At 73.4% G+C, this 23,719-nt stretch carries 23 protein-coding genes; 12 read left to right on the top strand and 11 right to left on the bottom strand.

Annotated features, from left to right (window positions below; all coding sequences use genetic code 11):
• Window positions 1-103: 103 nt before the first annotated feature.
• Window positions 104-1,039, top strand: coding sequence for a DMT family transporter (locus ACZ3IL_RS18065; protein WP_467391399.1), 936 nt, complete (start codon window positions 104-106; stop codon window positions 1,037-1,039).
• On the opposite strand, the gene ACZ3IL_RS18070 is transcribed toward ACZ3IL_RS18065, so the two are convergent.
• Together ACZ3IL_RS18070 and ACZ3IL_RS18075 are read right to left on the bottom strand one after the other, a co-directional pair.
• Window positions 936-1,826 (bottom strand): LysR family transcriptional regulator, encoded by an 891-nt coding sequence (locus ACZ3IL_RS18070; protein WP_467391400.1) that lies wholly within the window; start codon window positions 1,824-1,826, stop codon window positions 936-938. The genes ACZ3IL_RS18065 and ACZ3IL_RS18070 overlap by 104 nt on opposite strands.
• 78 nt (window positions 1,827-1,904) lie before the next feature.
• Window positions 1,905-2,282 carry a PLD nuclease N-terminal domain-containing protein gene (locus tag ACZ3IL_RS18075; RefSeq protein ID WP_467391401.1) on the bottom strand — a complete coding sequence of 126 codons (378 nt, stop codon included), beginning with the start codon at window positions 2,280-2,282 and terminating at the stop codon, window positions 1,905-1,907.
• A gap of 90 nt (window positions 2,283-2,372) precedes the next feature.
• On the opposite strand from ACZ3IL_RS18075, the gene ACZ3IL_RS18080 reads away from it, so the two are divergent.
• From ACZ3IL_RS18080 to ACZ3IL_RS18090, 3 genes are read left to right on the top strand one after another with little or no spacing between them, the layout of a single operon-like run.
• Window positions 2,373-3,830 carry a menaquinone biosynthesis decarboxylase gene (locus ACZ3IL_RS18080; RefSeq protein ID WP_467391402.1) on the top strand — a complete coding sequence of 486 codons (1,458 nt, stop codon included), beginning with the start codon at window positions 2,373-2,375 and terminating at the stop codon, window positions 3,828-3,830.
• Entirely contained in the window at window positions 3,827-4,729 is a 903-nt protein-coding gene (gene mqnP / locus ACZ3IL_RS18085) for a menaquinone biosynthesis prenyltransferase MqnP (RefSeq protein ID WP_467391403.1), read from the top strand. The genes ACZ3IL_RS18080 and mqnP overlap by 4 nt, the downstream gene beginning before the upstream one ends.
• Window positions 4,730-4,761: 32 nt before the next feature.
• On the top strand, window positions 4,762-5,430 hold the full coding sequence (locus tag ACZ3IL_RS18090; protein ID WP_467391404.1) for a UbiX family flavin prenyltransferase: 669 nt from the start codon (window positions 4,762-4,764) through the stop codon (window positions 5,428-5,430).
• Here ACZ3IL_RS18090 and ACZ3IL_RS18095 read toward each other — a convergent pair.
• Window positions 5,427-5,564: a hypothetical protein gene (locus tag ACZ3IL_RS18095; protein WP_467391405.1), complete on the bottom strand. Its 138-nt coding sequence runs from the start codon at window positions 5,562-5,564 to the stop codon at window positions 5,427-5,429. The genes ACZ3IL_RS18090 and ACZ3IL_RS18095 overlap by 4 nt on opposite strands.
• Before the next feature lie 113 nt (window positions 5,565-5,677).
• Here ACZ3IL_RS18095 and ACZ3IL_RS18100 point away from each other — a divergent pair, with 113 nt between their 5' ends.
• Together ACZ3IL_RS18100 and mqnE are read left to right on the top strand one after the other, a co-directional pair.
• A complete protein-coding gene (locus ACZ3IL_RS18100) occupies window positions 5,678-6,133 on the top strand; it encodes an Lrp/AsnC family transcriptional regulator (protein WP_467391406.1) in 456 nt (151 codons plus the stop codon).
• Window positions 6,134-6,205: 72 nt separating this feature from the next.
• Window positions 6,206-7,369 carry an aminofutalosine synthase MqnE gene (mqnE, locus tag ACZ3IL_RS18105; RefSeq protein ID WP_388699010.1) on the top strand — a complete coding sequence of 388 codons (1,164 nt, stop codon included), beginning with the start codon at window positions 6,206-6,208 and terminating at the stop codon, window positions 7,367-7,369.
• 58 nt (window positions 7,370-7,427) lie between these two features.
• Here mqnE and ACZ3IL_RS18110 read toward each other — a convergent pair whose 3' ends face one another.
• Both ACZ3IL_RS18110 and ACZ3IL_RS18115 read right to left on the bottom strand, forming a co-directional pair.
• Window positions 7,428-8,294, bottom strand: coding sequence for an AraC family transcriptional regulator (locus tag ACZ3IL_RS18110; RefSeq protein WP_467391407.1), 867 nt, complete (start codon window positions 8,292-8,294; stop codon window positions 7,428-7,430).
• A 97-nt stretch (window positions 8,295-8,391) separates the two neighbouring features.
• Entirely contained in the window at window positions 8,392-8,925 is a 534-nt protein-coding gene (locus ACZ3IL_RS18115; RefSeq protein ID WP_467391408.1) for a GNAT family N-acetyltransferase, read from the bottom strand.
• 127 nt (window positions 8,926-9,052) lie between these two features.
• Here ACZ3IL_RS18115 and ACZ3IL_RS18120 point away from each other — a divergent pair, with 127 nt between their 5' ends.
• The 3 genes from ACZ3IL_RS18120 to ACZ3IL_RS18130 all read left to right on the top strand — a co-directional run bounded on the left by ACZ3IL_RS18120 (window position 9,053) and on the right by ACZ3IL_RS18130 (window position 11,834).
• Window positions 9,053-9,319, top strand: coding sequence for a DUF4229 domain-containing protein (locus ACZ3IL_RS18120; protein WP_467391650.1), 267 nt, complete (start codon window positions 9,053-9,055; stop codon window positions 9,317-9,319).
• 402 nt (window positions 9,320-9,721) lie between these two features.
• Window positions 9,722-11,074, top strand: a complete 1,353-nt coding sequence (locus ACZ3IL_RS18125) for a dicarboxylate/amino acid:cation symporter (RefSeq protein WP_467391409.1) — start codon at window positions 9,722-9,724, stop codon at window positions 11,072-11,074.
• 115 nt (window positions 11,075-11,189) lie between these two features.
• A complete protein-coding gene (locus ACZ3IL_RS18130) occupies window positions 11,190-11,834 on the top strand; it encodes a TetR/AcrR family transcriptional regulator (protein ID WP_467391410.1) in 645 nt (214 codons plus the stop codon).
• Window positions 11,835-11,905: 71 nt separating this feature from the next.
• Here ACZ3IL_RS18130 and ACZ3IL_RS18135 read toward each other — a convergent pair whose 3' ends face one another.
• The 4 genes from ACZ3IL_RS18135 to ACZ3IL_RS18150 form a co-directional block, all read right to left on the bottom strand.
• Entirely contained in the window at window positions 11,906-12,154 is a 249-nt protein-coding gene (locus ACZ3IL_RS18135) for an SCO4226 family nickel-binding protein (protein WP_467391411.1), read from the bottom strand.
• Between the two features lie 32 nt (window positions 12,155-12,186).
• A complete protein-coding gene (locus tag ACZ3IL_RS18140) occupies window positions 12,187-12,846 on the bottom strand; it encodes a pyridoxine/pyridoxamine 5'-phosphate oxidase (protein ID WP_467391412.1) in 660 nt (219 codons plus the stop codon).
• Window positions 12,843-14,162 (bottom strand): FAD-dependent monooxygenase, encoded by a 1,320-nt coding sequence (locus tag ACZ3IL_RS18145; RefSeq protein WP_467391413.1) that lies wholly within the window; start codon window positions 14,160-14,162, stop codon window positions 12,843-12,845. Before ACZ3IL_RS18145 ends, ACZ3IL_RS18140 begins: the two co-directional genes overlap by 4 nt.
• 227 nt (window positions 14,163-14,389) lie before the next feature.
• Window positions 14,390-15,037 (bottom strand): TetR family transcriptional regulator, encoded by a 648-nt coding sequence (locus tag ACZ3IL_RS18150; RefSeq protein WP_467391414.1) that lies wholly within the window; start codon window positions 15,035-15,037, stop codon window positions 14,390-14,392.
• A 325-nt stretch (window positions 15,038-15,362) separates the two neighbouring features.
• Between ACZ3IL_RS18150 and ACZ3IL_RS18155 the strand changes: the two genes are divergently transcribed.
• From ACZ3IL_RS18155 to ACZ3IL_RS18165, 3 genes are all read left to right on the top strand, one after another.
• Complete coding sequence (locus ACZ3IL_RS18155; RefSeq protein WP_467391415.1) at window positions 15,363-16,172, top strand: VOC family protein; 810 nt, start codon at window positions 15,363-15,365, stop codon at window positions 16,170-16,172.
• A gap of 158 nt (window positions 16,173-16,330) precedes the next feature.
• Complete coding sequence (gene afsK, locus ACZ3IL_RS18160) at window positions 16,331-18,766, top strand: protein serine/threonine kinase AfsK (RefSeq protein WP_467391416.1); 2,436 nt, start codon at window positions 16,331-16,333, stop codon at window positions 18,764-18,766.
• 224 nt (window positions 18,767-18,990) lie between these two features.
• Complete coding sequence (locus tag ACZ3IL_RS18165) at window positions 18,991-19,548, top strand: hypothetical protein (protein WP_467391417.1); 558 nt, start codon at window positions 18,991-18,993, stop codon at window positions 19,546-19,548.
• Between the two features lie 350 nt (window positions 19,549-19,898).
• Here the strand turns inward: ACZ3IL_RS18165 and ACZ3IL_RS18170 are convergent, their stop codons facing one another.
• Window positions 19,899-20,114: a hypothetical protein gene (locus ACZ3IL_RS18170; RefSeq protein WP_467391418.1), complete on the bottom strand. Its 216-nt coding sequence runs from the start codon at window positions 20,112-20,114 to the stop codon at window positions 19,899-19,901.
• A gap of 216 nt (window positions 20,115-20,330) precedes the next feature.
• Window positions 20,331-23,486: an SARP-family global regulator AfsR gene (afsR, locus tag ACZ3IL_RS18175; protein WP_467391419.1), complete on the bottom strand. Its 3,156-nt coding sequence runs from the start codon at window positions 23,484-23,486 to the stop codon at window positions 20,331-20,333.
• Window positions 23,487-23,719: the final 233 nt, after the last annotated feature.

Raw genomic sequence — 23,719 nt, forward strand, 5'->3', positions numbered from 1 at the left:
CCCGAGGGTATTCCGGCCCCATCGGTTCCGCCGATCGGCCTCATCGGCAGGTCGCCCCACGAGGCCGTGGACCGTTCCCGTCCCCCTCCGTAGCGTCGCCGGCATGAGAAGCGAAACGCGCGGCACCGTCGAACTCACCCTCGCCATGGTCCTCTCCGGCACCCTCGGCGTCTTCGTCGTGGAATCGGGGGCCCGGCCCTTCGAAGTGGTCTTCTTCCGGTGCCTCTTCGGAGCCCTCGCGCTCGGGGCGTACAGCCTGGCCCGGGGGTTCCTCACCGGGCACGGGTTCACCCCCCGGAAGCTGGGGCTCGCCGCGCTCGGCGGGGTGTTCGTCGTCCTCAACTGGGTCTTCCTCTTCGAGGCGTACGAGGCCGCCTCGATCTCCCTCGCCACCGTCGTCTACCACACGCAGCCGTTCTTCCTGGTGCTCCTGGGCGCGCTGTTCGCGGGGGAGCGGATCTCCGCCGGGAGGCTGGGGTGGCTCGCCGTCGCCTTCGCCGGGCTCGTCCTCGTCTCGGGGGTGCGGCCGGGCGCCACCGGCTCCCTCCGGGGGCTCGGGTTCGCGCTCGCCGCCGCCGTCCTCTACGCCCTGGCGACCTTCGTCACCCGGCGGATCGCCGGGGTGCGGCCCCATCTGATCGCCCTCGTGCAGGTGCTCACCGGGCTGCCGCTGCTGCTGCCCTTCGCGGACTTCGGGGCGGCGGCCGGGCTCGGCGCCGGGTGGGCGTGGCTCGCGGGCCTCGGCCTGATCCACACCGGACTCATGTACGTGCTGATGTACACGGCCTACGCCAAGCTGCCCACCGCCAAGATCGCCGTGCTCGCCTTCGCCTACCCGGCGGTCGCCCTGGGTGCCGACTGGGCCGTGTACGGGCACCACATCGGGCTCGTCCAGGCGCTCGGAGTCCCGCTCATCGTCCTGGCGAGCCTGCGGGTCACCCTGTCGGGGCCTGCTCCCGCACGAGCCGTCGCGCCTGCTCCACGAACAGCCGGGCGGGGGCCGGAAGCCGCTTCCCCCGCCGCCACGCGAGCTGTGTGAAGAGCGTGAACGGCGCCTCCCAGTCCAGCGGGGCCAGGACACCGGACGCCAGCTCCTCCGCGACCGTCACCCGGGGCAGCAGCGCCGCCCCCAGGCCGGAGGCCACCGCGCGCTTGGTCGCCTCGACCGTGCCGAACTCCAGGAAGACCGGCGACCACTCCCGCAGCTCCGCCTCGAACAGGTCGCGGTACGCGCAGCCCGGCTCCGGGCCCACCAGCCGCGCCCCGGCCACGTCCGCCGCCGTCAGGCCCGTGCGCCCCGCCAGCGGATGGCCCGGTCCCGCCACCAGGACCAGCGGCTCGGGCGCGAGGACCTCCGACTCCAGGCCCTCGTGCTCCGTCCCGGCCTCCATCAGGAAACCGACGTCGTACGTGCCCTGCCGCAGCGCCCGCCGGGTCTCGTCGCCGAGCGTGGGCCGCAGGGCGATCCGCACCTTCGGGTGGCGGTGGTGGAAGTACTCCAGGAGCGGCGGCAGCCGGTAGGAGGTGAGCGACTCCATGGTGCCGACGGCGACCGTCCCGGCCGGCTCCCCGGTGTCCGCGACGGCGGCCCGGGCCTCCTCCGCGAGACCGGTCAGCCGGCGGGCGTACGGCAGGAGCCGTTCCCCGGCGTCGGTGAGCCGGATGCGGCCGCCGAGCCGTTCGAAGAGTTGCGTGCCGAGGGAGGTCTCCAGGGACCTGATCTGTCCGGTGACGCTGGACTGCGCGTAGCCCAGCTCGGCGGCGGCCCGGGTGAAGGAGAGGACGTCCGCGACCTTCTCGAAGGTGGCCAGGAGTCGCAGCTCCATCAGTTCTCCGTCCTCGTCCCCGGACCTCCGGGCTCCGTCGGCTCCCCGTCCTCGTCCCCGGGCCTCCGGAGCGGCCCGTCAGTTCTCCGTTCCCGTCCCCGGCTCGCCGCGCTCGCGCCGCTTCAGCTCCTCCTCGCGGCGGCGCAGGTCCGCCTCCCAGTCCTTCAGGAGGGCGTCGTCGTCCTTCGGGGCGTTCGCGCCGTTCCCGAGGGATTCCAGGAACTCGGGGTTGTCGTCGGGCGCCACCCAGCCGCCCGCGCCGCCCCGGTTCCTCGGCTTCCGCTCCTTGCCCGCGACGATCCAGCCGACCGCGCCGACGATCGAGAACAGCAGGACCACGATGGCCCACACCGGCTTCGGAAGGTGCTTGACCTCTTCCTCCGGGGTGTTCAGGCAGTCGATGAAGGCGTAGATCATCAGCGCCAGCGGCAGGATGAACAGCAGCGCCCTGAGCATGTGGGACAGCTCCCCGGAAGCGGTGGCGGGGGCGCGCTTCGGCGGCCCCGGTGACAGGTCCAGGGTAGCCGGTGACCGATACTTGCCCCTATGGCTTACGACGATCTCCGCTCGCTGCTCAGGGCCCTGGAACGCGAAGGCGACCTCAAGCGCATCAAGGCCGAAGTCGATCCGTACCTGGAGGTCGGGGAGATCGTCGACCGCGTGAACAAGGCGGGGGGACCGGCGCTCCTCTTCGAGAACGTCAAGGGCTCCTCGATGCCGCTCGCGATGAACGTCTTCGGGACGGACCGCCGGCTGCTCAAGGCGCTCGGCCTGAAGTCGTACGCCGAGATCGGCGAGAAGATCGGCGGCCTGCTCAAGCCCGAGCTGCCGCAGGGCTTCGTCGGCGTCCGCGAGGCCTTCGGCAAGCTGGGCTCGATGGTCCACGTGCCGCCGAAGAAGGTGAAGTCCGGCGACGCCCCCGTGCAGGAGGTCGTCCTCACCGGCGACGACGTCGACCTGGAGAAGCTGCCCGCGCTCTTCACCTGGCCCAAGGACGGCGGGTCGTTCTTCAACCTGGGGCTCACCCACACCAAGCACCCCGAGACGGGCGTCCGGAACCTGGGGCTCTACCGGCTCCAGCGGCACGACAGGCGCACCATCGGCATGCACTGGCAGATCCACAAGGACAGCCGGAACCACTACGCGGTGGCGGCCGAGCGGGGCGAGCGGCTGCCGGTCGCGATCGCCTTCGGCTGCCCGCCGGCCGTGACGTACGCCTCGACGGCCCCGCTGCCGGGCGACATCGACGAGTACCTGTTCGCCGGCTTCGTGCAGGGCAGGCGGATCGAGATGGTCGACTGCAAGACCGTGCCGCTCCAGGTCCCGGCGCAGGCCGAGGTCGTGATCGAGGGCTGGCTGGAGCCGGGCGAGATGCTGCCGGAGGGCCCCTTCGGCGACCACACCGGCTTCTACACGCCGCAGGAGCCGTTCCCCGCCCTGCGGATCGACTGCGTCACCATGCGGAAGCGTCCGCTGCTCCAGTCGATCGTCGTCGGCCGGCCGCCGACCGAGGACGGGCCGCTCGGGCGGGCCACGGAGCGCTTCTTCCTGCCCCTGCTGAAGATCATCGTGCCGGACATCGTGGACTACCACCTGCCGGAGTCCGGCGGCTTCCACAACTGCGCGATCGTCTCGATCGACAAGAAGTACCCGAAGCACGCGCAGAAGGTCATGCACGCCATCTGGGGCGCGCACATGATGTCGCTGACCAAGCTGATCGTCGTGGTCGACAAGGACTGCGACGTCCACGACCTGCACGAAGTCGCCTGGCGGGCCCTCGGGAACACCGACTACGCCCGTGACCTCACCGTCGTCGAGGGGCCGGTCGACCACCTCGACCACGCCTCCTACCAGCAGTTCTGGGGCGGCAAGGCGGGCATCGACGCCACGAGGAAGCTGCCCGAGGAGGGCTACACCCGCGACGGGGGCTGGCCGGAGATGGTCGAGTCGGACCCGGCGACGGCCGCCCTGGTGGACCGGCGCTGGAAGGAGTACGGACTGTGACCACCGCCGCCGTCCCCGGTGCCCGGCCGGGGCGCACGAAGGCCTTCCTCAGGCTGGTGATGATCGAGCACTCGGTCTTCGCGCTGCCCTTCGCGTACATCGCCTCGCTCACCGCGATGTTCCAGCTCGACCGGCACGTCCACTGGTGGAAGCTCCTGCTCGTCACCGTCTGCATGGTGGGGCTGAGGACCTTCGCCATGGCCTGCAACCGGATCATCGACCGCGAGATCGACGCGCGCAATCCGCGCACGGCCGGCCGGGAGCTGGTGACCGGCGCGGTGTCGGTGCGATCGGCGTGGACCGGGGCCGGGATCGCCGTCGTCGTGTTCCTGGGGGCCGCCGCCCTGCTGAACCCGCTCTGTCTGGCCCTCGCGCCGCTCGCCGTCGTGCCGATGGTGGTCTACCCGTACGGCAAGCGGTTCACGAACTTCCCGCACGCCATCCTGGGGCTCGCCCAGGCGATCGGGCCGATCGGGGCCTGGATCGCGGTGACCGGGGAGTGGTCCTGGGACGCGGTGATCCTCGGGCTCGCGGTGGGCGTGTGGATCGGCGGCTTCGACCTGATCTTCGCTTGCCAGGACGTGCGGGCGGACCGGGCGCACGGCGTGAAGTCGGTCCCGGCCCGCTTCGGCATCCCGGCCGCCCTGTGGGGCGCGCGGGGCTCGGCGGTCGTGACGACCGGCCTGCTCGTCTGGTACGCGCTGGCGACGGGCGCGGGGTTCTTCTTCTGGATCGGTCTGGCGGTCGTGGTGGTGGCGTTCTGCTACGAGCACACGATCGTGAAGCCGCACGACCTGTCCCGGCTGAACCGGGCGTTCTTCACGACGAACGGCTTCATCGGGATCAGCCTGTTCGTCTGCGCGCTCCTCGACCTGCTGGTCCGCGGGCTCGCCCCGTAGCCCCCCGACCCCTCACGGATAGGCTCGACGGCATGAACGACGGCAAGCGCACCCCCTGGATCGTGGGGGTTTCCGGGGCGTCCGGCACGCCGTACGCCGCCGCCGTCCTGAGGGGGCTGCTCGCCGCCGGGGAGAGCGTCGACCTGATCGTGTCGCGGGCCTCGCGGCTGACGCTGCTCGACGAGACCGGGATCTCCTTCCGGGACGCGCACTGGCGCGAGGACCTGGCGGCCTGGCTGGCGCGGGGCGCCGACGGGAAGCCCGACGCCTTCGGGGCGGACCTGGGGGACGTGCGGTACTGGCCCGCCGGGGACCTCGGCGCGGGGCCGTCCTCGGGGTCGTACCCGGCGAAGGGGATGCTGGTGGTGCCGGCCTCGACCGCCTCGGTGGCGGGAGTGGCGCTGGGACTCTCGAAGGACCTGCTCCAGCGGGTCGCGAGCGTGACGCTGAAGGAGCGGCGGCCGCTGGTGGTCGCGGTGCGGGAGACCCCGCTGAACGGGCAGACGCTCCGGCACATGGTGACGCTGGACGAGGCGGGCGCGGTGGTGCTGCCCGCCTCTCCGGCGTTCTACGCGGGGGCGACGCACATCCAGGACCTGGTGGACTTCGTCGCCGGGCGGGTGCTGGACGCGGCGAAGGTGCCGCACCGGTTGTACCGCCGGTGGGAAGGAGAGCTGGGTGCGGCCCTCCGGTCCGGTTAGCGCTTCGGGGCGCGCTTCTGCGGGGCGCGCTTCGAGGCGGGGACGGGCTGGTGGGCACGCGAGCGGTTGGCCAGGTCCTGCAGCTCACGCATGCGGGCGTAGGCCATCTCGATCGTGTACACGCTGAACACCACTCCTGAAGGATCGTCTTTGATCTGCTGAAAGATTCACAGGGTCTTACCCCTGTGCGCCTTAGATTCTATACCTATACTCGCGGTATCGCTGGACAATGGAAGGCCTCATACCTATGGACGCCGTGGACAGGCAGCTCATTCAGGCCCTGCGCGAGAACGGGCGTGCCTCGTACGCCGAACTCGGCCGGCTCGTCGGGCTCTCCGGCCCCTCCGTCACCGACCGCATCAACCGTCTGGAGACGGCCGGGGTCATCACCGGCTACCGCGCCACCGTCGACGCCGCCTCGCTCGGCCTGGGCGTCACCGCCCTCATCGGCATCTCCCTCTCCGACGCCGCCGACCACGAGGACGTGGCCCGCCGGCTCAAGGACCTCGCCGAGATCGAGGACTGCTGGTTCATCGCCGGCGACGACTCCTTCATGCTCAAGGTGCGCGCGAACGACGTCGACGGCCTGGAGAAGACGATCCGCCGCCTCAGCGGCACCCGGGGCGTCTCCCGCACCCGCACGACGATCGTGCTCTCCACGAAGTGGGAGAACCGGGTCGGAGAGCTGCCCGAAGAGGTCTGAGAGTACGGTGGACGACGTTCGGTTCCGGGGGACCGACGTCTGGTTTCGGAGAACTAAGGGAGGCGGCCGCACATGGACGCGGGACTCAAGCGCGAACTTGAGCAGAAGGTCCGGGACGGTGAGCGGCTGAGCCGTGAGGACGGCATCGCCCTGTACGAGTCCGACGACCTCGCCTGGCTCGGCGGTCTGGCCCACGAGGTCCGGACCCGCAAGAACGGCGACGTGGTCCACTTCAACGTCAACCGGCATCTGAACATGACCAACGTCTGCACCGCCTCCTGCGCCTACTGCTCCTTCCAGCGCAAGCCGGGCGAGAAGGACGCGTACACCATGCGCATCGAGGAGGCCGTGCGCCTCGCGAAGGCGATGGAGAACGAGAACCTCACCGAGCTGCACATCGTCAACGGGCTCCACCCCAACCTGCCCTGGCGCTACTACCCGCGCTCCCTCTCCGAGCTGAAGAAGGCCCTCCCCAACGTCTCCCTCAAGGCGTTCACGGCCACCGAGATCCACCACTTCGAGACGATCTCCGGGATGTCGGCCTCCGACATCCTCGACGAACTGATCGAGGCCGGTCTGGAGTCGCTGACCGGCGGCGGCGCCGAGATCTTCGACTGGGAGGTCCGGCAGCACATCGTGGACCACCGCACCCACTGGGAGGACTGGTCCCGGATCCACCGGCTCGCCCACGAGAAGGGGCTCAAGACCCCGGCGACCATGCTGTACGGGCACATCGAGGAGCCCCGGCACCGCGTCGACCACGTGCTGCGGCTGCGCGAGCTCCAGGACGAGACCGGCGGCTTCCAGGTCTTCATCCCGCTGCGCTACCAGCACGACTTCGTGGACATGAAGGACGGCAAGATCCGCAACAGGCTCCAGGCGCGCACCACCATGGCGACCGGCGCCGAGGCCCTGAAGACCTTCGCGGTCTCCCGGCTGCTCTTCGACAACGTGCCGCACGTCAAGGTCTTCTGGGTCATGCACGGCGTCCAGACCGCGCAGCTCGCGCTCCAGCACGGCGCCGACGACATGGACGGCTCGGTCGTCGAGTACAAGATCACGCACGACGCCGACAACTACGGCACGCCGAACAAGCTGGGCCGCGAGGACCTGCTCGAACTGATCCGGGACGCCGGCTTCCGGCCGGTCGAGCGGAACACGCGGTACGAGATCATCCGCGAGTACCCGGGCCCGGACGCGGAGCGGCGCGAGTCGCCGCAGCCGATGCGGGTCTGACGCCCCCGCGCGCGCGGAAGGGCCGGCGGGGCGTCCCCCGCCGGCCCTTCCGCGCGTCTCACGCCTCCGCGCGCTCCACCGGAATCCACAGCTCGGCCCGCGCCGTCGTCCCGTCCTCCGAGGGGTGCACGGAGAGCAGCTCGGGGCCCGGCCGGCTCGCGTACGGGTTGGACGGGAACCACTGGGTGAAGACGTCCCGCCACAGGTACTGGAGCGCCTTCGGGTAGGGGCCCTCGTTCTCGAAGACGGCCCAGGTCCCGGCGGGCACGTCGAGCGCGCCGAACTCCTCCGGCACGTCCGCGCCGCTCACCACCCCGTGCCAGTAGTCCAGTTCGGCGCCCTCCTCGCGGCTGTCCGAGAGGTGGGTGACCGCCGACAGGACGCCCCCGGGCTCCCCGTCCGACAGGAGGGCGAGCCGGTCCAGGGCCTCCCGGCCGATGGAGCGGACGTGCGCGGCGATCGCCGGGTTCTCCCCCTCGTGGACCAGGGGGACCCGGGCCCCGCGCCCGATGATCCGGAAGGCGTCCTTCTCCACGATCCTGTACCGCATGGTGCTGTTCCCTTCGACGACGAGGCGGAAGGACATCCGCGGCTGGGAGCGCAGGGCCGCGCCGGTGCGGCGGGCCTCGCCGGGGCCGATCCCGTGCACCGCGCGGAACGCGCGGGCGAAGGCCTCCCCGGAGCCGTAGCCGTGGCGCACCGCGACCTCCAGGAGCGTCCGTTCGCCGGCGAGCACCTCGGCGCCCGCGACGGTGAGCCGCCGGCGCCGCACGTACTCCGACAGGGGCATCCCCGCGAGCGCCGAGAACAGGCGCCGGAAGTGGTACTCCGACGTCGTCGCGATCCGGGCCAGCTCGGCCGGGTCGAGGTCGCCGCGCAGGCGTTCCTCGATGTGGTCGAGCGCCCGGTTCAGTCCCTCCAGCACGTGGCGCGTCCTTCCTTTTCCGTGTGCCCACCGTAGGAAGCGGCCGGGGGGCCGGACCCGACATCCCGTGCCCGGTCCGGTCGGGTGCCCCGCTCGTTCACGCCAGGGGGAGCAGCATGACGACGTCGTCGCGGTCGTCCCCGGGCGCGACCCGGATCGCGCCGGGGACGCGGCCGACCTCCTTGTAGCCGCACCCGGCGTAGAAGCCGTCGACGCCGGTGCCGCCCCGGCAGGTCAGCCGGATCGCCTCGATCCCCCCGAAGCCCGGCGCGGTGCGGGCGGTGTGCTCGACCGCCGCCATGAGGGCGCGGCCGTACCCCCTGCCCTGGTGCCGGGGGTGGACCATCACGGTGTAGAGCCACACCCAGTGCCGCATCAGCGGGTGGGTGTTGAAGGTGAGGAACGCGGTGGCGGCGACCTCGCCGCCGCCGTCGCGGCCGACGAGCAGGCGGGTGCCGCCGCCGGCCATGTCGGCGAGGTGCCTGAGCAGGGCGGGGCGGATCTCCCCGGTGGTCACGGGCGGGACGAAGCCGACGGCCCCGCCCGCGTTGGAGACGTCGGCCCAGAGGGAGAGGACGCCGTCGCGCAGGGCGGGACCGACGGCCGGGTCCACCTCAAAGGTAAGGGTCATGGATGGAGTCTAACCATTACTGGGTGGGGGTGGGGGAGGGCCGGTCCCGAAGGAGTCGCCGCCCCGTGCTTCACTGGGGGGACGCTCGTCCCATAGAGGATCTTTTCGGAACGGAAGAGTGACTGACATGCTCCGCTACACGGTGCTGCGGCTCGGCGTCTTCGCCGGGTGCTTCCTCGCCCTGTGGGGTCTCGTCACCGTCGGCGTGCTGCCGCGCGGTCTCGGGGACTCGAACCTGCTCTGGGTCCTGGTCCTCGCCATCGTCGTCTCCGCCCCGCTCAGCTTCGTGCTCCTGCGCCGGCAGCGCGACGAGATGAGCGTCGAGATCGTGGAGAGGGTCGACCGCGCGAAGGGGCGCCTGGACGCGAACCGGACCCAGGAGGACGCGCTCTAGCGGACCGTCCGGCGACCGTGTTCCTCATGTGAAGAACGCGTAAGTTTCCTCACACGCACACCCCCGGGAACGGAGCTTCCAAGGCTCCGGCCTGGGGGTTTTTGTGTTTCCGAGGCCGGGAGGTGATCCCACCCCCCAAAGAAAAGCTTTGAGCTTCTCAAAGTACAAGTGTTAACGTGTTCGGCATGAAGACAGCAGCGCGCACCTCCGACGCCCCGGGCATCCCGCTCGTGGCGCGCCTGCACGTCGATCTGTGCCGCTGTATGTCCGCGGTCTGTCGCCGCGAGCTCTGACCTCCCCGGCATCCATGCGGCGGCCCCGCGCCCGAGCGCGTTCCCGTGGCCGCACCCCCGTCCCCGTACTTCCCGGTTCTCCCGGTACGCACCTGTGGAGTGTGTCTCTGTGTCCGCGCCCGCTTCCGCCTCCAAGGCTTCCGAGGCCCCCGCACCGAAGTCCTCGTCCCGGATACCCCGGGTCCCCTTCTGGGCCCAGATCATCGCCGGTCTCGCCCTCGGCGTCCTGCTCGGCTGGATCGCCCGCAGCCAGGACGTCTCCTGGCTGAAGGAGACCCTCGGCCAGGTCGGCGACATCTTCGTCCAGCTCCTCAAGCTGGCCGTCGCCCCGCTCGTCTTCTTCGCGATCCTGGTGTCGATCACCAACCTGCGGAAGGTGAACAACGCCGCCCGGCTCGCCACCCGCACCCTGCTCTGGTTCATGATCACCTCGCTGATCGCGGTCGCCATCGGCCTCGCGATCGGCCTGATCACCAACCCGGGCTCCGGCACCGGACTCACCCCGCAGGACGGCAAGCTGCCGAAGCGCGAGGGCTCCTGGATCGACTTCCTCACCGGCATCGTCCCGACGGACGTCATCACGCCGTTCACCGAGCTGAACGTCCTCCAGATCGTCTTCATGGCCGCCGTCGCCGGCATCGCCGCCCTGAAGCTCGGCGACCGCGCCAAGCCGATCCTCGCCCTCTCCGAGTCGGTCCTCGAACTGCTCCAGAAGGCCCTGTGGTGGGTCATCCGCCTCGCCCCGCTCGGCACCGTCGGCCTCATCGGCTTCGCCATCGCCGACTACGGCTGGGACCTGATCGGCAAGTACGCCACCTTCACCGCCGACGTCTACGTCGGCTGCGCGATCGTCCTCTTCGGCGTCTACCCGCTGCTGCTCGCCACGGCCGCCAAGGTCGGCCCGCTCCACTTCTTCAAGGGCGCCTGGCCCGCCATCCAGCTGGCCTTCGTCTCCCGCTCCTCGGTCGGCACCATGCCGGTCACCCAGAAGGTCACCGAGCGCCTCGGCGTCCCGAAGGAGTACGCCTCCTTCGCCGTCCCCTTCGGCGCCACCACCAAGATGGACGGCTGCGCCGCGATCTACCCGGCGCTCGCCGCGATCTTCATCGCGCAGATCTTCGACGTGCAGCTCGGCATCCAGGACTACCTGCTGATCGCCTTCGTCTCGGTGGTCGGCTCGGCGGCCACGGCCGGCCTGACCGGCGCGACCGTCATGCTGACCCTGACCCTCTCCACCCTGGGCCTCCCCCTGGAGGGCGTCGGCCTGCTCATGGCGATCGACCCGATCATCGACATGATGCGCACCGCCACGAACGTCGCGGGCCAGGCGCTGGTCCCGGTGATCGTCGCCTCCCGCGAGAAGATCCTCGACCGCACCGCGTACGAGAACGCCTCGTCGTCCCTGACCGACGAGCCGGCCGGGGCGCGCACGGAGGACGAGAAGGTCCTGGTCACCGCCTGATCCCCGCCGGACGGCGACCCGTCCGCACCCACGTGCCCCCCGCCCCCGCACGGGCGGGGGGCACGTAGGCTTTCGCGGGGCACCCGGTGGATCGTGGAAGCGGAGGTGGGACGCCATGGCCGACGCCACGAGGGCGCGGCGGCTGCCGCGTGCCGTGCGGGAACGGCAGATGCTGGACGCGGCCGTGCGGAGCTTCGCGCGGCACGGGTACCAGACGGCCTCCATGGACGAGATCGCGGAGCTGGCGGGGGTCTCCAAGCCGCTGGTGTACCTCTACCTCAACTCCAAGGAGGAGCTCTTCACCGCCTGCATCCGGCGGGAGGCCGGAGCGCTGCTCGCCGCCGTGGCCGCCGGGGTGGGGGACCGGGAGCTGCCGCCCGACGAGCGGCTGTGGGCGGGGCTGCTGGCCTTCTTCACGTACGCCGCCGAGCACCCCGACTCCTGGGTGGTCCTGAGCCGGCAGGCCCGGACGCAGGGGGAGCCGTTCGCGACCGAGGCCTCCCGGATGCGGGAGGAGATCGTGGCCTTCGTGGCGGGCCTCATCGGGGAGGCCGCCCGGGAGGCGCACGGGAACGCGGGGATCACGGAGCGGGACGTGAACGCGCTCGCGCAGGCCCTCGTCGGCTCGGCCGAGTCGCTGGCGAGCTGGGCCAACGAGACGCCGGGGGTGACGGCGAGGGAGGCGGCCGCGACCCTGATGAACTTCGCCTGGGCCGGGCTCGGGAACCTCATGCGCAGCGAGCGGTGGTCACCCCGCTGAGTCCCGCCGCGGGGCCGGGGGCCGCACGGCGCGCCGGCCGTCCCGCGAGGGGCGTCCCGGCGCGCGCGCCCTCATACGGCGAGGGGCACCTCGTGGATCTCGTCGGCCGTGTGACCGGCCCGCTCGTGGACCCGCTGCACGGCCTCCGCGGACGGTCCGGTCGACAGGCAGTAGACCGTGCCCGACGCGGGGTCCGCCCAGGCCTTCTCGAAGTGGACGTCCTCCTCCTTCTCGACGGCGAGATCGGCTTCGTGCGCCGCGCGGAGCTGGTCCGCGGTGATGCCCGTCATGCCGTGGTGCACGTCCATGTACGTACCCATGTTCCTCGCACCTCCTCTTCCATGATGCGCCCTCAGGGCCAGAGCAGCTCCCTGGCCCAGCCGCCGGACGCCGGGTCGCGGCGGTAGCGGAGGCGGACGTGGCGGCGGCGGGCGTCGCCCTGGAAGAACTCGACCTCGGACGGCTCGACCACGTACAGGGTCCAGGTGGGGGCCGGGGCGTCCGGCTCCGCCTCCGCCCGCCGCCAGGCCTCCGCGCTCGCCCCGGCGAGGGTGCGGAGGGAGTCCAGGACCTCGCTCTGGCGGCCCGTGAGCGCCGAGGCGAGGGCGCCGGTGGAGCGGGCGTGGAGGTCCTCGTGCGCCTCCTCGGGAGTGCCGGTGACGACCCGGCCCCTGACCCGGACCTGGCGGCCCTGGACCGGCCAGTAGAAGCCGAGCGCCGCCTCCGGGCGGGCGGCGAGCTGGCGGCCCTTGGCGCTGGTGGAGTGCGAGGCGAAGTGCCAGCCGCGCGCGTCGGCGTCGTGCAGCATCACCGTGCGCACGTCGGGCCGTCCGTCCTCGTCCGCCGTGGCCAGGGAGAGGGCGTGCGGTTCGGTCTGGCCGGCCGCGACGGCCTCCGTGAACCAGGCGCGGAAGAGGGCGAGCGGCCCGGCCGGCGCGTCCGCGGGGTCGAAGGCGGGCAGCTCGGTGTCCCAGACCCGCAGGGAGCGCAGGGCGCGGTGGAAGTCGGTCATGGGGCCACGGTAGGCCGCGGGGCGGGGGAGGCGGCGGACGGGACCGGGGGCGCGGGGGCCGTGACCGGGGGCACGTCGTCCGGGAGCGGGACCGCGTGGGCCGCCGCCTGGATCTCGTCGCGGATCTTCTTCGCGATCAGGTTCTTCCAGGGGGTCCTCGGCAGGATTCGCACCATGAGCATGCGCAGCGCGATCCGCCGTCTCGAACCGACGACCATCTCCTTCACGAAGGCCTCGGCCATCCGCTGGTTGCGCTCGACGCCGGGCCGCATGTGCGCCTCGTAGCGGGCGAAGGCCGTGGTGTGGTCGCCGCCGGACCGGGCCAGTTCGGCGGCCAGGACGTGGGCGCCGGTCAGGGCGAGGCCGGTGCCCTGGCCGGAGGCCGGGGAGGTGCAGTGGGCGGCGTCGCCGAGGAGGACGACGCGCCCCTTCGACCAGCGGTCCATCTCGATCAGGGCGATCGCGTCGAAGTAGAAGTCGGGGGCGTCGGCCGCGTCCCCGAGGAGCCGGGGGATCTCCCAGCCGTCGCCGGCGAAGACGTCGGCGAGCAGGCGCTTCTGCGCGGCGGTGTCCCGGTGGTGGGGGAGTTCCGCCGGCGAGGAGAAGACGAAGAGGTTCTTGGTGCCGGACCCGCCCGCCGTGCGGTAGGCGCAGACGAGTTTGCCGGGCAGGGCGTGGTACGTCTCCCAGCGCTCCGGACCCCGGTGGCCGGGGGAGGTGAAGAGGGAGACGCACGCGCCGAGGTGCCGCTCGAAGCGGCTCTCCTCGCCGAAGACCAGGCGCCGGGTGTGCGAGTGCAGCCCGTCGGCGCCGACGACCAGGTCGAAGCGGCGCGCGGTCCCGCTCCCGAAGGTGACGGTGACGCCGTCCGCGTCCTCGGCGAGCGCGGTGACCGAGTCGCCGAAGACGTACTCGACGTCGTCGCGGGTCCGTTCGTACAGGATGCGGGCGAGGTCGCCGCGCATGATCTCGTCGTCCCCCTCGACGCGTCCGCCGAAGACGTCGGCGGGCAGTTCCCCGATGGTGCGGCCGGTGCCGTCCACGTACGAACCGCCGAGCATGTCCGTGGAGCGGGCCCGGATCTCGTCCAGGACGCCCATCCGGCGGCAGACCTCGATCGCGGTGCCGCGGATGTCCACCTTGTAGCCGCCGTCGCGGAGTCCGGGGGCGCGTTCCACGACGGTGGGGACGAAGCCGTGGCGGTGCAGCCAGAAGGCGAGGGCGGGGCCGGCGACGGAGGCGCCGGAGATCAGGACGGTCCGGGCGGGGTGCGCGTTCCTCGCCGTTCCGGCGGTCTTCGCGGCGGTGGCGCTCATGGCGGGACTCCTCGTCGGGCGGAGCGGGCCGCCTCCGGCCCGCACGGTCGACTGTACGGGTGTCCTAAACGCTTGTCTATGACGACTGTATAGATCCTTGGGGGGTCGTCCCTTCCGTCCGGGTGCGGCGGGACGTTCCGCCCCGGAAGACGGCGACGCCGGCGGCGGCCCGGGGGGACGGGCCGCCGCCGGCGTCGGCGACAGGACGGACGGAGGAGGGGGCGGGGCTACCTGACCGGCTTCTTGCCGGTGATGCCGAGGTGGACCAACAGGGCGAGGTTCGGCTTGAGTTCGTTCTGCTTCACGCCCCAGGCCTGGAAGCCCTTCTGGTGACCCGCGACCGCGGCCAGCATCGTCACCAGGGAGCCGGCCATCGCCGCGGGGCTGACGTCCTTGTCGACCTTGCCCTTGGCCTGGAGCCCCTTGACCGCCTCCGTGAGGGAGGTGGTCACCGAGTTGAGGATCTTCGAGCGGATCTTGTTGAACCGCTTGTCGCCCTCGGCCGCGCCGAGGTCGACGACCCGGAGGATGGCGTCGTGCTTCCGCCAGAAGTCCAGGAAGCCCTCGACGAGTTCCTCGGAGGCCTGCCATCCTGCCTTGCCGACCCAGGAGCGGCCGGAGGCCGGCTCGGCCAGCCCGGCGCCCTCCTTCGCCATTTCCTCCGCGATCTCCAGAACCGCTCCCTCGACGTCGGGGAAGTACTGGTAGAACGTCGCGGGCGAAGTGCCCGCCTTCCGGGCCACGTCGATGACCTTGACGTCCCGGTAGGGCGAGGAGCCGAGCATCTCGCCGAGGCAGTCGAGCAGTTTCTGCCGCGTCGCCTGACCGCGCCGACCGGCCACGCGGCCGTCGACGGTGCGCACTTGTCCTGTCATGCCGTCAGCTTACCGACGGGCCACGGGAGCGCGATTCGGCCGACTGCAAATGGGGTGCACCCCTCGCGCATCCGTGTTCTGCGAGGTCGTCGCGGGTGCCGGGGAGAGAGGGCGCCGCGAGGGAGGGTCGGTATTCGGACAGAATGACGAGCGTTCCGGGGGCTTCGGAGCCTCCGGGGAACCCCGTACCCGAACAGGCTTATGAACAACCTGTGGACAACTTCGGTGGACAACCCGGGCGCCACAAGGGCCCGGGCCCGGCCGGCCGCCCCCTGTCCGCACGCCGGGGCGTGCGGGGCCGGTTCCGCCGCCCTAGCGTGGAGCCATGGCCGTACGCACTGAGGGCACCCCGTGCTGGGTGGACGCACAGCTTCCCGACCTCCGGGCGGGGAAGCGCTTCTACGGCGGGCTCTTCGGCTGGACCTTCGACCCCGACCGCGACGAGGCCCTGCTCGGCGGCCGGCGCGTCGCCGGACTGCTCCCCAAGCGCGACGGCCGCATGCCCACCACCTGGACCGTCTACCTCGCCACCGGGAACGCCGGCACCCTCGCCGCCCGGATCGAGTCCGCCGGCGGGCGGATGGTCATGGCCCCCTACCCCGTCGGCCCCTTCGGGGTCCTGGCCCTCGCCGCCGACCCCGGCGGCGCCGTCTTCGGCCTCCGCCAGGCGGGCGACGACGACGGCTTCGCGGTGACGGGCGAGCCGGGCTCCTTCTGCCGGATGGAGGTGTACACCCGCCGGCCGGACGCCGTGGACGCCTTCTACTCCACCGTCTTCGGCTACCCCGGCAGCCGGGGCGGCCCGGCGGGGGAGGACGGGGACACCGGGCCCGGGGCGGACACCCGCCACCGCGCCTGGTCGCTCCCCGGTTCCCGGCCCGGCGACGGCACCTTCGGCGGGCGGACCGTCATCACCGACGACTTCCCCGCCGAGATGCCCGGGCACGTCCTCGTCCACTTCGCCGTGGACGACTGCGACGAGGCCTGCGCCACCGCCGTCCGGCTCGGCGGCCGGGTCGCCTCCCCGGCCCGCGACACGCCGTACGGCCGCACCGCCGTCCTCCACGACGACCAGGGCGCCCGCTTCGCGGTGCTCGCGAGGACCGGCCCGGAACCGGCCGGTACGGCCCGATAGGTCCGCTCCCCCACCGCCCGGCGCGCCCGCACCGGACCATCCCCTCACGACCCGTGACACCCCGATCCGCCCCCGGGTTCGCCACCGGGCCGCCGGACAGGAAGAATCAGGGCCACGGGGCCGTACCCTCATGGCCCGTACGGGGAGGTGGCAGGCAAGTGGAGCAGCTGACGCAGCACGACCCGAGACGCATCGGGCCCTTCGAAGTGCTGGGCCGGCTCGGCGCGGGCGGAATGGGCCTGGTCTATCTCGCGCGGTCGGCCTCGGGCCGGCGCGTGGCGATCAAGACCGTGCGCACGGAGCTCGCGGAGGACCAGCTGTTCCGGGTCCGCTTCACCCGGGAGGTGGAGGCCGCGCGGGCCGTCTCCGGCTTCTACACGGCCGCCGTCGTCGACGCCGACCCCCGGGCCGCCGTGCCCTGGCTGGCCACCGCCTACGTGCCGGCGCCCTCCCTCGAAGAGATAGTGAACGAGTGCGGGCCGCTCCCGGCCCAGGCCGTGCGCTGGCTCGCCGCCGGCGTCGCCGAGGCCCTCCAGTCCATCCACGGGGCGGGCCTGGTCCACCGCGACCTCAAGCCCTCCAACGTCCTCGTGGTCGAGGACGGCCCCCGGGTGATCGACTTCGGCATCGCGTCCGGCGTCTCCAACACGCGCCTGACCATGACCAACGTCGCCGTCGGCACCCCCGCCTACATGTCGCCCGAGCAGGCCCGCGACTCGCGCAGCGTCACCGGCGCCAGCGACATCTTCTCGCTCGGCTCGATGCTGGTCTTCGCCGCCACCGGACACGCGCCCTACCACGGCGCCAACCCGGTCGAGACCGTCTTCATGCTGCTCCGCGAGGGACCCGACCTGGAGGGCCTGCCCGACGAGCTGCGGCCCCTCATCGACTCCTGCATGCAGAAGGACGTCTCCCGGCGGCCCACCCCGGCCGACCTGCAGGCCCAGCTCGCCCCGCACCTCTTCGGGCCCGGCAGCGACGACAGCGGCACGGCCTCGGCCTGGCTGCCGCAGAGCGCCACCGCCATGATCGAGCGGCGGCGCGGCGGCGGCCGGTCCGCGCCCGTCCCGCCCGTGCCGCCGCCCCCGCCCGGCCCGCCGCCGGGGGACCCGCGCTTCCCGGACGGCCCGCCCGGCACCGGCCGCGCCCTGCCCGCACCCGCGCCCGCACCCGCTCCCGGCGGCCGGCACGCCGGCCCCGGCGAGGGCACCGGCGGCCCCGTGCGCCTCGGCGGCGGGACCGTGCCCATCGGCCCCGGCCCCCGGGTCGCCGACACCCGGGCGGCGCTCGCCGTCGGCCGGGGCGCCGACGCGGGCCCCGCGACCGGCTGGATCAGGCCGCCCGGCGGCGGCCCGCACGGCGCCGAGCCCGGCCCGCCGCCCGGCTCCCGCCCGCTGAACGTCCCCGCCCAGGGCGGCGGCACGGGCGCGGCTCCGCCCCCGCCGGAGCCCGGCCACTGGCGGCCCTGGCGCTTCCGCATGTCGAACGACGTCTGGGGCACCCCGGTCGTCGACGGCGACCTGCTCTACGTCACCTCCTTCGAGGTGCACGCCCTGGACACCGGCAGCGGCCGGCGCCAGTTCAAGACCCGGGACGTGGCCTGGTCCATGGCCGTCGCCGCGGGCCGCATCCACGCCTCCGACGGACCCACCCTCTACGCGCTCGACGGCACCGACGGCGGCGAGCGCTGGCGGCTGCGCACCGACGCCTGGGTGTACTCGCTCAAGGTCGACCGGGGCACGGTGGTCACCGGGACGCGCGGCGGCGGGGTGCAGGGCTGGGAGGCCTCCAACGGCGCCAAGCTGTGGGAGGTCACCGGCGCCCAGACCGACTTCGAGACCCCGGAGGCGGGGCCCGTCGTGCACGACGGCACCGTGTACGTGTGGCGGGACGCCCGGCTCCGGGCCCTCGACGCGCGGACCGGCGTGGAGCGCTGGTCGTACCCGATCGGGGACGCCGCCTCCTGCGGGGGCGTCCCCGTACGGGTGGCCCCGGCCGAGGACGGCTGCGTGTACGTGTCGGCCGGCACCCGGGTCCTGTCGATCGACGTCGCCGCCGGGCACGTCCGCTGGCACTTCGAGGCCCCGGCCGTCTTCCTCTCGCCGCCCGCCTTCGCGCCCGGCCCGGCCGTCACCGGCGGCGGCGTCTACCTCGCCGACCACCTCGGCACGGTGTACGCGATCGACGCCACCACCGGACAGGACCGCTGGCGGATCGCGACCGAGCAGCGCCAGTCGGCCGAACCGGTCCTCGTCGCCGACGGCAACGTGCACGTCGGCAGCGGCAGCGCCCTCTACACGCTCGACGCGGTCACCGGCACTCCCCGGTGGCGGTTCGCGGCGGGCGGCGCGCTGGTCGGCTCCCCGGTCGTGGCGGACGGCCGCATCCACTTCGGCTCGGCCGACCACGTCCTGTACACCCTGGACGCGAACGGCGGACAGCTGCGCTGGAAGCTCGCGACCGGGGGCGAGATCACCGGCTCGCCGGTGGCGAAGGGCGGGGTCGTGTACGCGTGCAGCAAGGACCGCTGCGTGTACGCGCTCGACGCGGCGAAGGGCACGGCCACGGGCCGGGGCCCGGGGGCGGGCCGCTGACCCACCCCGGGCGGCCGTGACGGCCGTCGCACCGGGCACGGAAGGGGCTCCGGACGGCGGCCGTCGCTCCGGCGGGAACGGGACCGGCGCCGGTGCCGCCGCGGATCGCCGGCGCGGTCCGGCCCTCGTTCCCGACGCTACGCCGGGTCCGGGGGAGCCGCCACGCGATGCGGGGGGCGGCGCTAGTGTGGCGCGGACACGACAGGGACGACGGGGGAACGGCGATGGTACGGACGCGTCTGAAGCTCGCGGCGACGCTCACGGTGGTGGTGCTCGCGCTGACCGGTTTCCAGACCGGGAGCCACGGCGGCAGCGGCGGCGGCAGCGGGAAGAGCAAGAGCGGCAAGAGCAGGAGCCACTCCGACGACGACTCCGGCGGCGGCTGCTCCACCTCCGGCAAGGACAACGACGACTACGGGTCGGAGAACGGCACGGGCGGGGGCTCCACGGCCACGGCGAGCCCGTCCCCGACCCCGACCCGGGCCCGGGTCGACGTGGTGGTCACGGACTGCGTGGAGCCCGCCCGCCGGAAGGGCAAGGGCAGGCCGGCCCGCCGGGCGGACACCACGGCGACGCTGGAGATCGACTCGCACGACGCCGTCGACGGGACGTACACGATCACCCTGGAGTTCAAGGACGACACGGGCAGGGCGGTCGACTCGGTCGAGACCACCGTCACCGTCGGGAGCCACGAGAAGAAGACCGTCGAGGTCGCGATGGCGCACCCGAAGGCCGTCGACCGGGTGAGGAACTGCTGGGTCTACGACGTCCGCGAGCGGTAGGCCGGCACGGGCGGCCCGGCACGGAGAGCCGCGAGGGCGGCCCGGCGGCGGGGGCGGGCCCGGCTTCCCGCGCCCGCCGGCGCGGACGTCCGCGGCCCGGAACGTGCGAAGGGCCGGAACGCGCGGAGGATCGGGATGTGCACGGGCCCGGCACGTGCGAAGGGCCGGGCGGATGCCCGGCCCTTCTTCGTGCGACGGTCCGATCGCGTCGCGCACGGGCCGCGCCCGGTGGATCCCCCCTGGTTCCACCGGACGTCCCCCGTCCCGTGCGCTCCCCCGTCGACCGGTTCCGTCCGGCCCCGGCGACTCCCCCGAAGTCGCCGCCGCGGCCGCCCCCCGTCGGGAGTGGACTAGTCGACCGGCTTCGCCGTGTGGGTCTCGTCGCCCGTGACCTTCTCGGTGATGGCCCCGATCGCGGGCTCCGAGGTGGCGTGCATGTCCTTGGTCGCGATGGTCTCGCCGGCCGGGGCCGTGATCTTCGCGGTGATCGCGCCGACCGCGGGCTCCGAGGTGGCGTGCATATCCTTGGTGGTGATGATCGGGTCCTGCGTGATCGGGTCGGTCATGCTCGTCAACTCCTGCGTGTGGTGTTCGTGGTGTGAGGAGGGCCGTCCGGCCGTTCCCCCGTGGACGACCGGACGGACCTCCGGGACCGATCATCCCGTTGCCCGGGAGCGGCGGTCCTCACTGGCGGTCCGCCTGCCCCCCGACGCGACGGACCGTCATGGGAAGAGCATGCCGTGTGGTGATAAACGAACGATGAACGCCCTGACGGCGGGGGCCTACACGGCCGTCGCGGGCGCCAGCAGCGCGCGGACCCCGTCGGCCTCCGGGGCGCCGAGGCCCTCGAAGATGGCGAGGGCCTCCCGCCAGCAGACCACCGCCCGGCCGCTCTGCCCGATGCCGAAGAGGCCCCGGCCCAGGACGGTGAGGACGTTGCCCCGCCGCCACTCGCCCCCGATGCCCCGCAGCACCGTGAGGGCCATCTCGGCGTTCGACGCCGCCCGGGCGTGCCGGCGGGCGGCCAGGTCCACCTCGGACAGCCGGAAGAGGGTCATGCCCTCCCACAGCCGCTGCCTGCTGTCGGCGAAGACCGCCAGCGCCTCGCGGAGGTGTTCGGCCGCCGCGACGAGCTGGTTGTCCTGGGTGAGGGCGAGGCCGAGGGCGTACCGCCCGTTGGCGCCCCGCAGGGCGTGCCCCATCGCGTCGTAGATCTCGGTGCCCCGCCTGGCGAGGGCTATGGCGCTCGACGTGCGCCCCGTGGCCAGGTGGATGCGCGACAGGTTGCAGAGGGCGCTCGCCTCGCCCGGCTCGTCCCCGATGCCGCGGAACCGCTCGATCGCCTCGGTGAGGTAGTGCTCGCCCTCCGCGAAGCGGTTCTGGTAGAGCGCGATGATCCCCCGCGCGTTGGCGGACCAGCAGGCCGGCACCGGGTCGCCGGCCCGGTCCGCGTGGGGCAGGGCCAGCTCGGCGTCGCGGTCCGCCTCCGCGAAGCGGCCCGCCGTGTGGTGGACGCCCGCCAGGACCATGAGCGCGCGGCCCTCGGTCCGGGCGTCCCCGTGGGCGCGGGCGGCGTCGCGGACGACGACGCCCGTGGCCTCGAACTCCTTGGAGTTCGCCCCCGACTCGCCCAGGTCCAGGGACGCCCACAGCAGGTCCACGCCCCGGCGCAGGGTCGCGGGCGAGGCGGCGGACCGGCGGACGGTGGCCAGGAGACAGCCGGCCTCCGCGTACAGCCAGTCCTGCGCCTCGTGGCGGTCGGTGAAGACCAGGCCGTCGTACGCGGTGGGCTCCAGGTGGTCCACGAGCCGGTCGCCGGGACGCTCGATGGCGTACACCCGGGCCGCCGTCGACAGGTAGAAGTCGAGGAGCCGGGAGAGCGCGGCCTCCTTCTCCGACGGGGGCTGCTCGTCGCGGTCGGCGCACGCACGCGCGTAGAGGCGGACCAGGTCGTGGTAGCGGTAGCGTCCCGGGGCCGCCGATTCCACCAGGGACGTGTCGACCAGGGCTTCGAGCAGGTCCTCGGTCTCCCGCGGCGGCAGGTCGAGGACGGCCGCCGCCGCCGCGAGGGAGATGTCCGGGCCGTCCGCGAGGCCGAGCAGCCGGAAGGCGCGGGCCTGGGCCGGTTCGAGCTGGCCGTAGCCCAGTTCGAAGGTGGCCTTGACCGCGAGGTCGCCGGCCTGGAGCTCGTCGAGGCGCCGCCGTTCGTCCGCCAGCTTGGCGGCGAGGACCGAGACCGTCCAGGTGCGGCGGGCCGCGAGCCGGGAGGCGGCGATGCGGATGGCCAGCGGCAGGAAGCCGCAGGCGGCGACCACGTCGAGCGAGGCCTCCCGCTCGGCCCCGACCCGCTCCTCGCCCACGATGCGGGTGAAGAGCTGGAGCGCCTCCTCCGGCGACATCACGTCCAGGTCGACCAGGTGCGCGCCCGCCAGGTCCACCATCCGGATGCGGCTGGTGACCAGGGCGGCGCAGCCCGCCGTGCCCGGCAGCAGCGGGCGGATCTGGGCGGCGTCGCGCGCGTTGTCCAGGAGGACGAGGACCCGGCGGCCGTCGAGCGTGGAGCGGTAGAGCGCGGCCCGGTCGTCGAGGGAGTCGGGGATGGCCGAGTCCGGGGTGCCGAGCGCCCGCAGGAAGGAGCCGAGCACGGTCTCGGGCGCCGCGGCGCGCGCCCCCGCCCCCTGGAGGTCCACGTACAGCTGTCCGTCGGGGAAGTGCGGGCGGGCCTCGTGGGCGACGTGCACGGCGAGCGTGGTCTTGCCGACGCCGCCGATGCCCGCGAGCGCCGAGACCGCCATGACGTGCCCCTCGGCGGTGGCGAGCCGGTCCCCCAGCTCCCGTACGAAGGCGGCGCGGCCCGTGAAGTCCGGCACGGTCGCCGGGAGCTGTGCCGGGCGGGCGACGGGCGCGGCGGCCGGGGCGGGCTCCTCGACCGGACGGGCGAGTTCGGCGTCGGCCCGGAGGATGCGCTGCTGGAGCCGGGACAGTTCGGGGTTCGGGTCGACGCCCAGTTCGTCGGCGAGGAGCCGGCGCGTGTCGGCGTACACGGCGAGCGCCTCGGCCTGCCGTCCGCTGCGGTAGAGGGCCAGCATGAGCAGTTCGCGCAGCCGCTCGCGCAGCGGGTGCGCGGCGGTGAGCGCGGTCAGCTCGGAGACGGCCTCGGCGTGCGCGCCGACCTCCAGGTCGATGTCGAGCCGGGTCTCCAGGAGGGTGAGCCGCCACTCCTCCAGGCGGGTGCGCTGGGCCTCGGCGTACGGGCCGGGCACGGAGGCCAGGACCTCGCCGTCCCACAGGTCGAGGGCGCGGGCGAGCCGTTCCCGGGCCGCCGCGCGGTCCCCGCCGGACCGCAGCTTCTCGGCCTCGGCGGCGAGGTCCCGGGCGGTGGCGAGGTCGAGCGCGGCGGCGGAGGCGCGCAGGGCGTAGCCGCCGGACTCGCTGACGAGGACGTCGGGGCCGAGGGCCTTGCGGAGCCGGGAGGCGTAGGTGCGGACGGCCGCGAGGGCCTGGGAGGGCGGCTCCTCGCCCCAGAGCGCGTCGATCAGCTCGGAGGCGGTGGCGGTGCGGCCGCCGCGCAGGAGCAGGGCGGCGAGCAGGGCGCGCTGCTGGGGGGAGCCGGTGGGCACGGCCTCGCCGTCCCGCCAGGCCCGCACGGGGCCGAGCACGGCGAAGCGCAGCGGGTGTACGTGCCCGCCGCTCCCGCCCGCGTCGTCACCCGCGCCCGCGTCGTCGCCCGCGCCCGCGTCGTTGCGCGTGTGCGCGGCGTCGCTCCCGCCCGCGTCGTCGTGCGCGGCCGCGCCGCCGTCCGTGTCCGCCGGAGTTCCCGGGGGCACCGGGGTCTCCGTGTCCGCCGGGGCGTTCCCGCCCGCCGAGGCCTCCGGGATGTTCCCGTCCGCCTCCGGAGCCCGCTGTGCCGGAACGCGCGGCCCGTCCTCACGGTGCATAGCTCCCCCTGCCCGTACCGCTGGTTTCGCCCGGGACAGTCTGCCTTGTCCGGACGGAGTCCGTCAGCATCGGGCCGCCGCCGCCCGGGACGTAGCGAGGCCGTAGCCGGGCCGTTGCGGGACCGTTGTACGGGCGGTGCCCCGGACGGGGGGCGCGGGCGCCGGACGGCGGATTCGGGAGGCGGGGGTTCCGGGCGGGGTTCCGGCCCGGACACGCTCCGTGGGCGCTCCGC

This window comes from Streptomyces sp. NPDC014907, assembly GCF_055562975.1.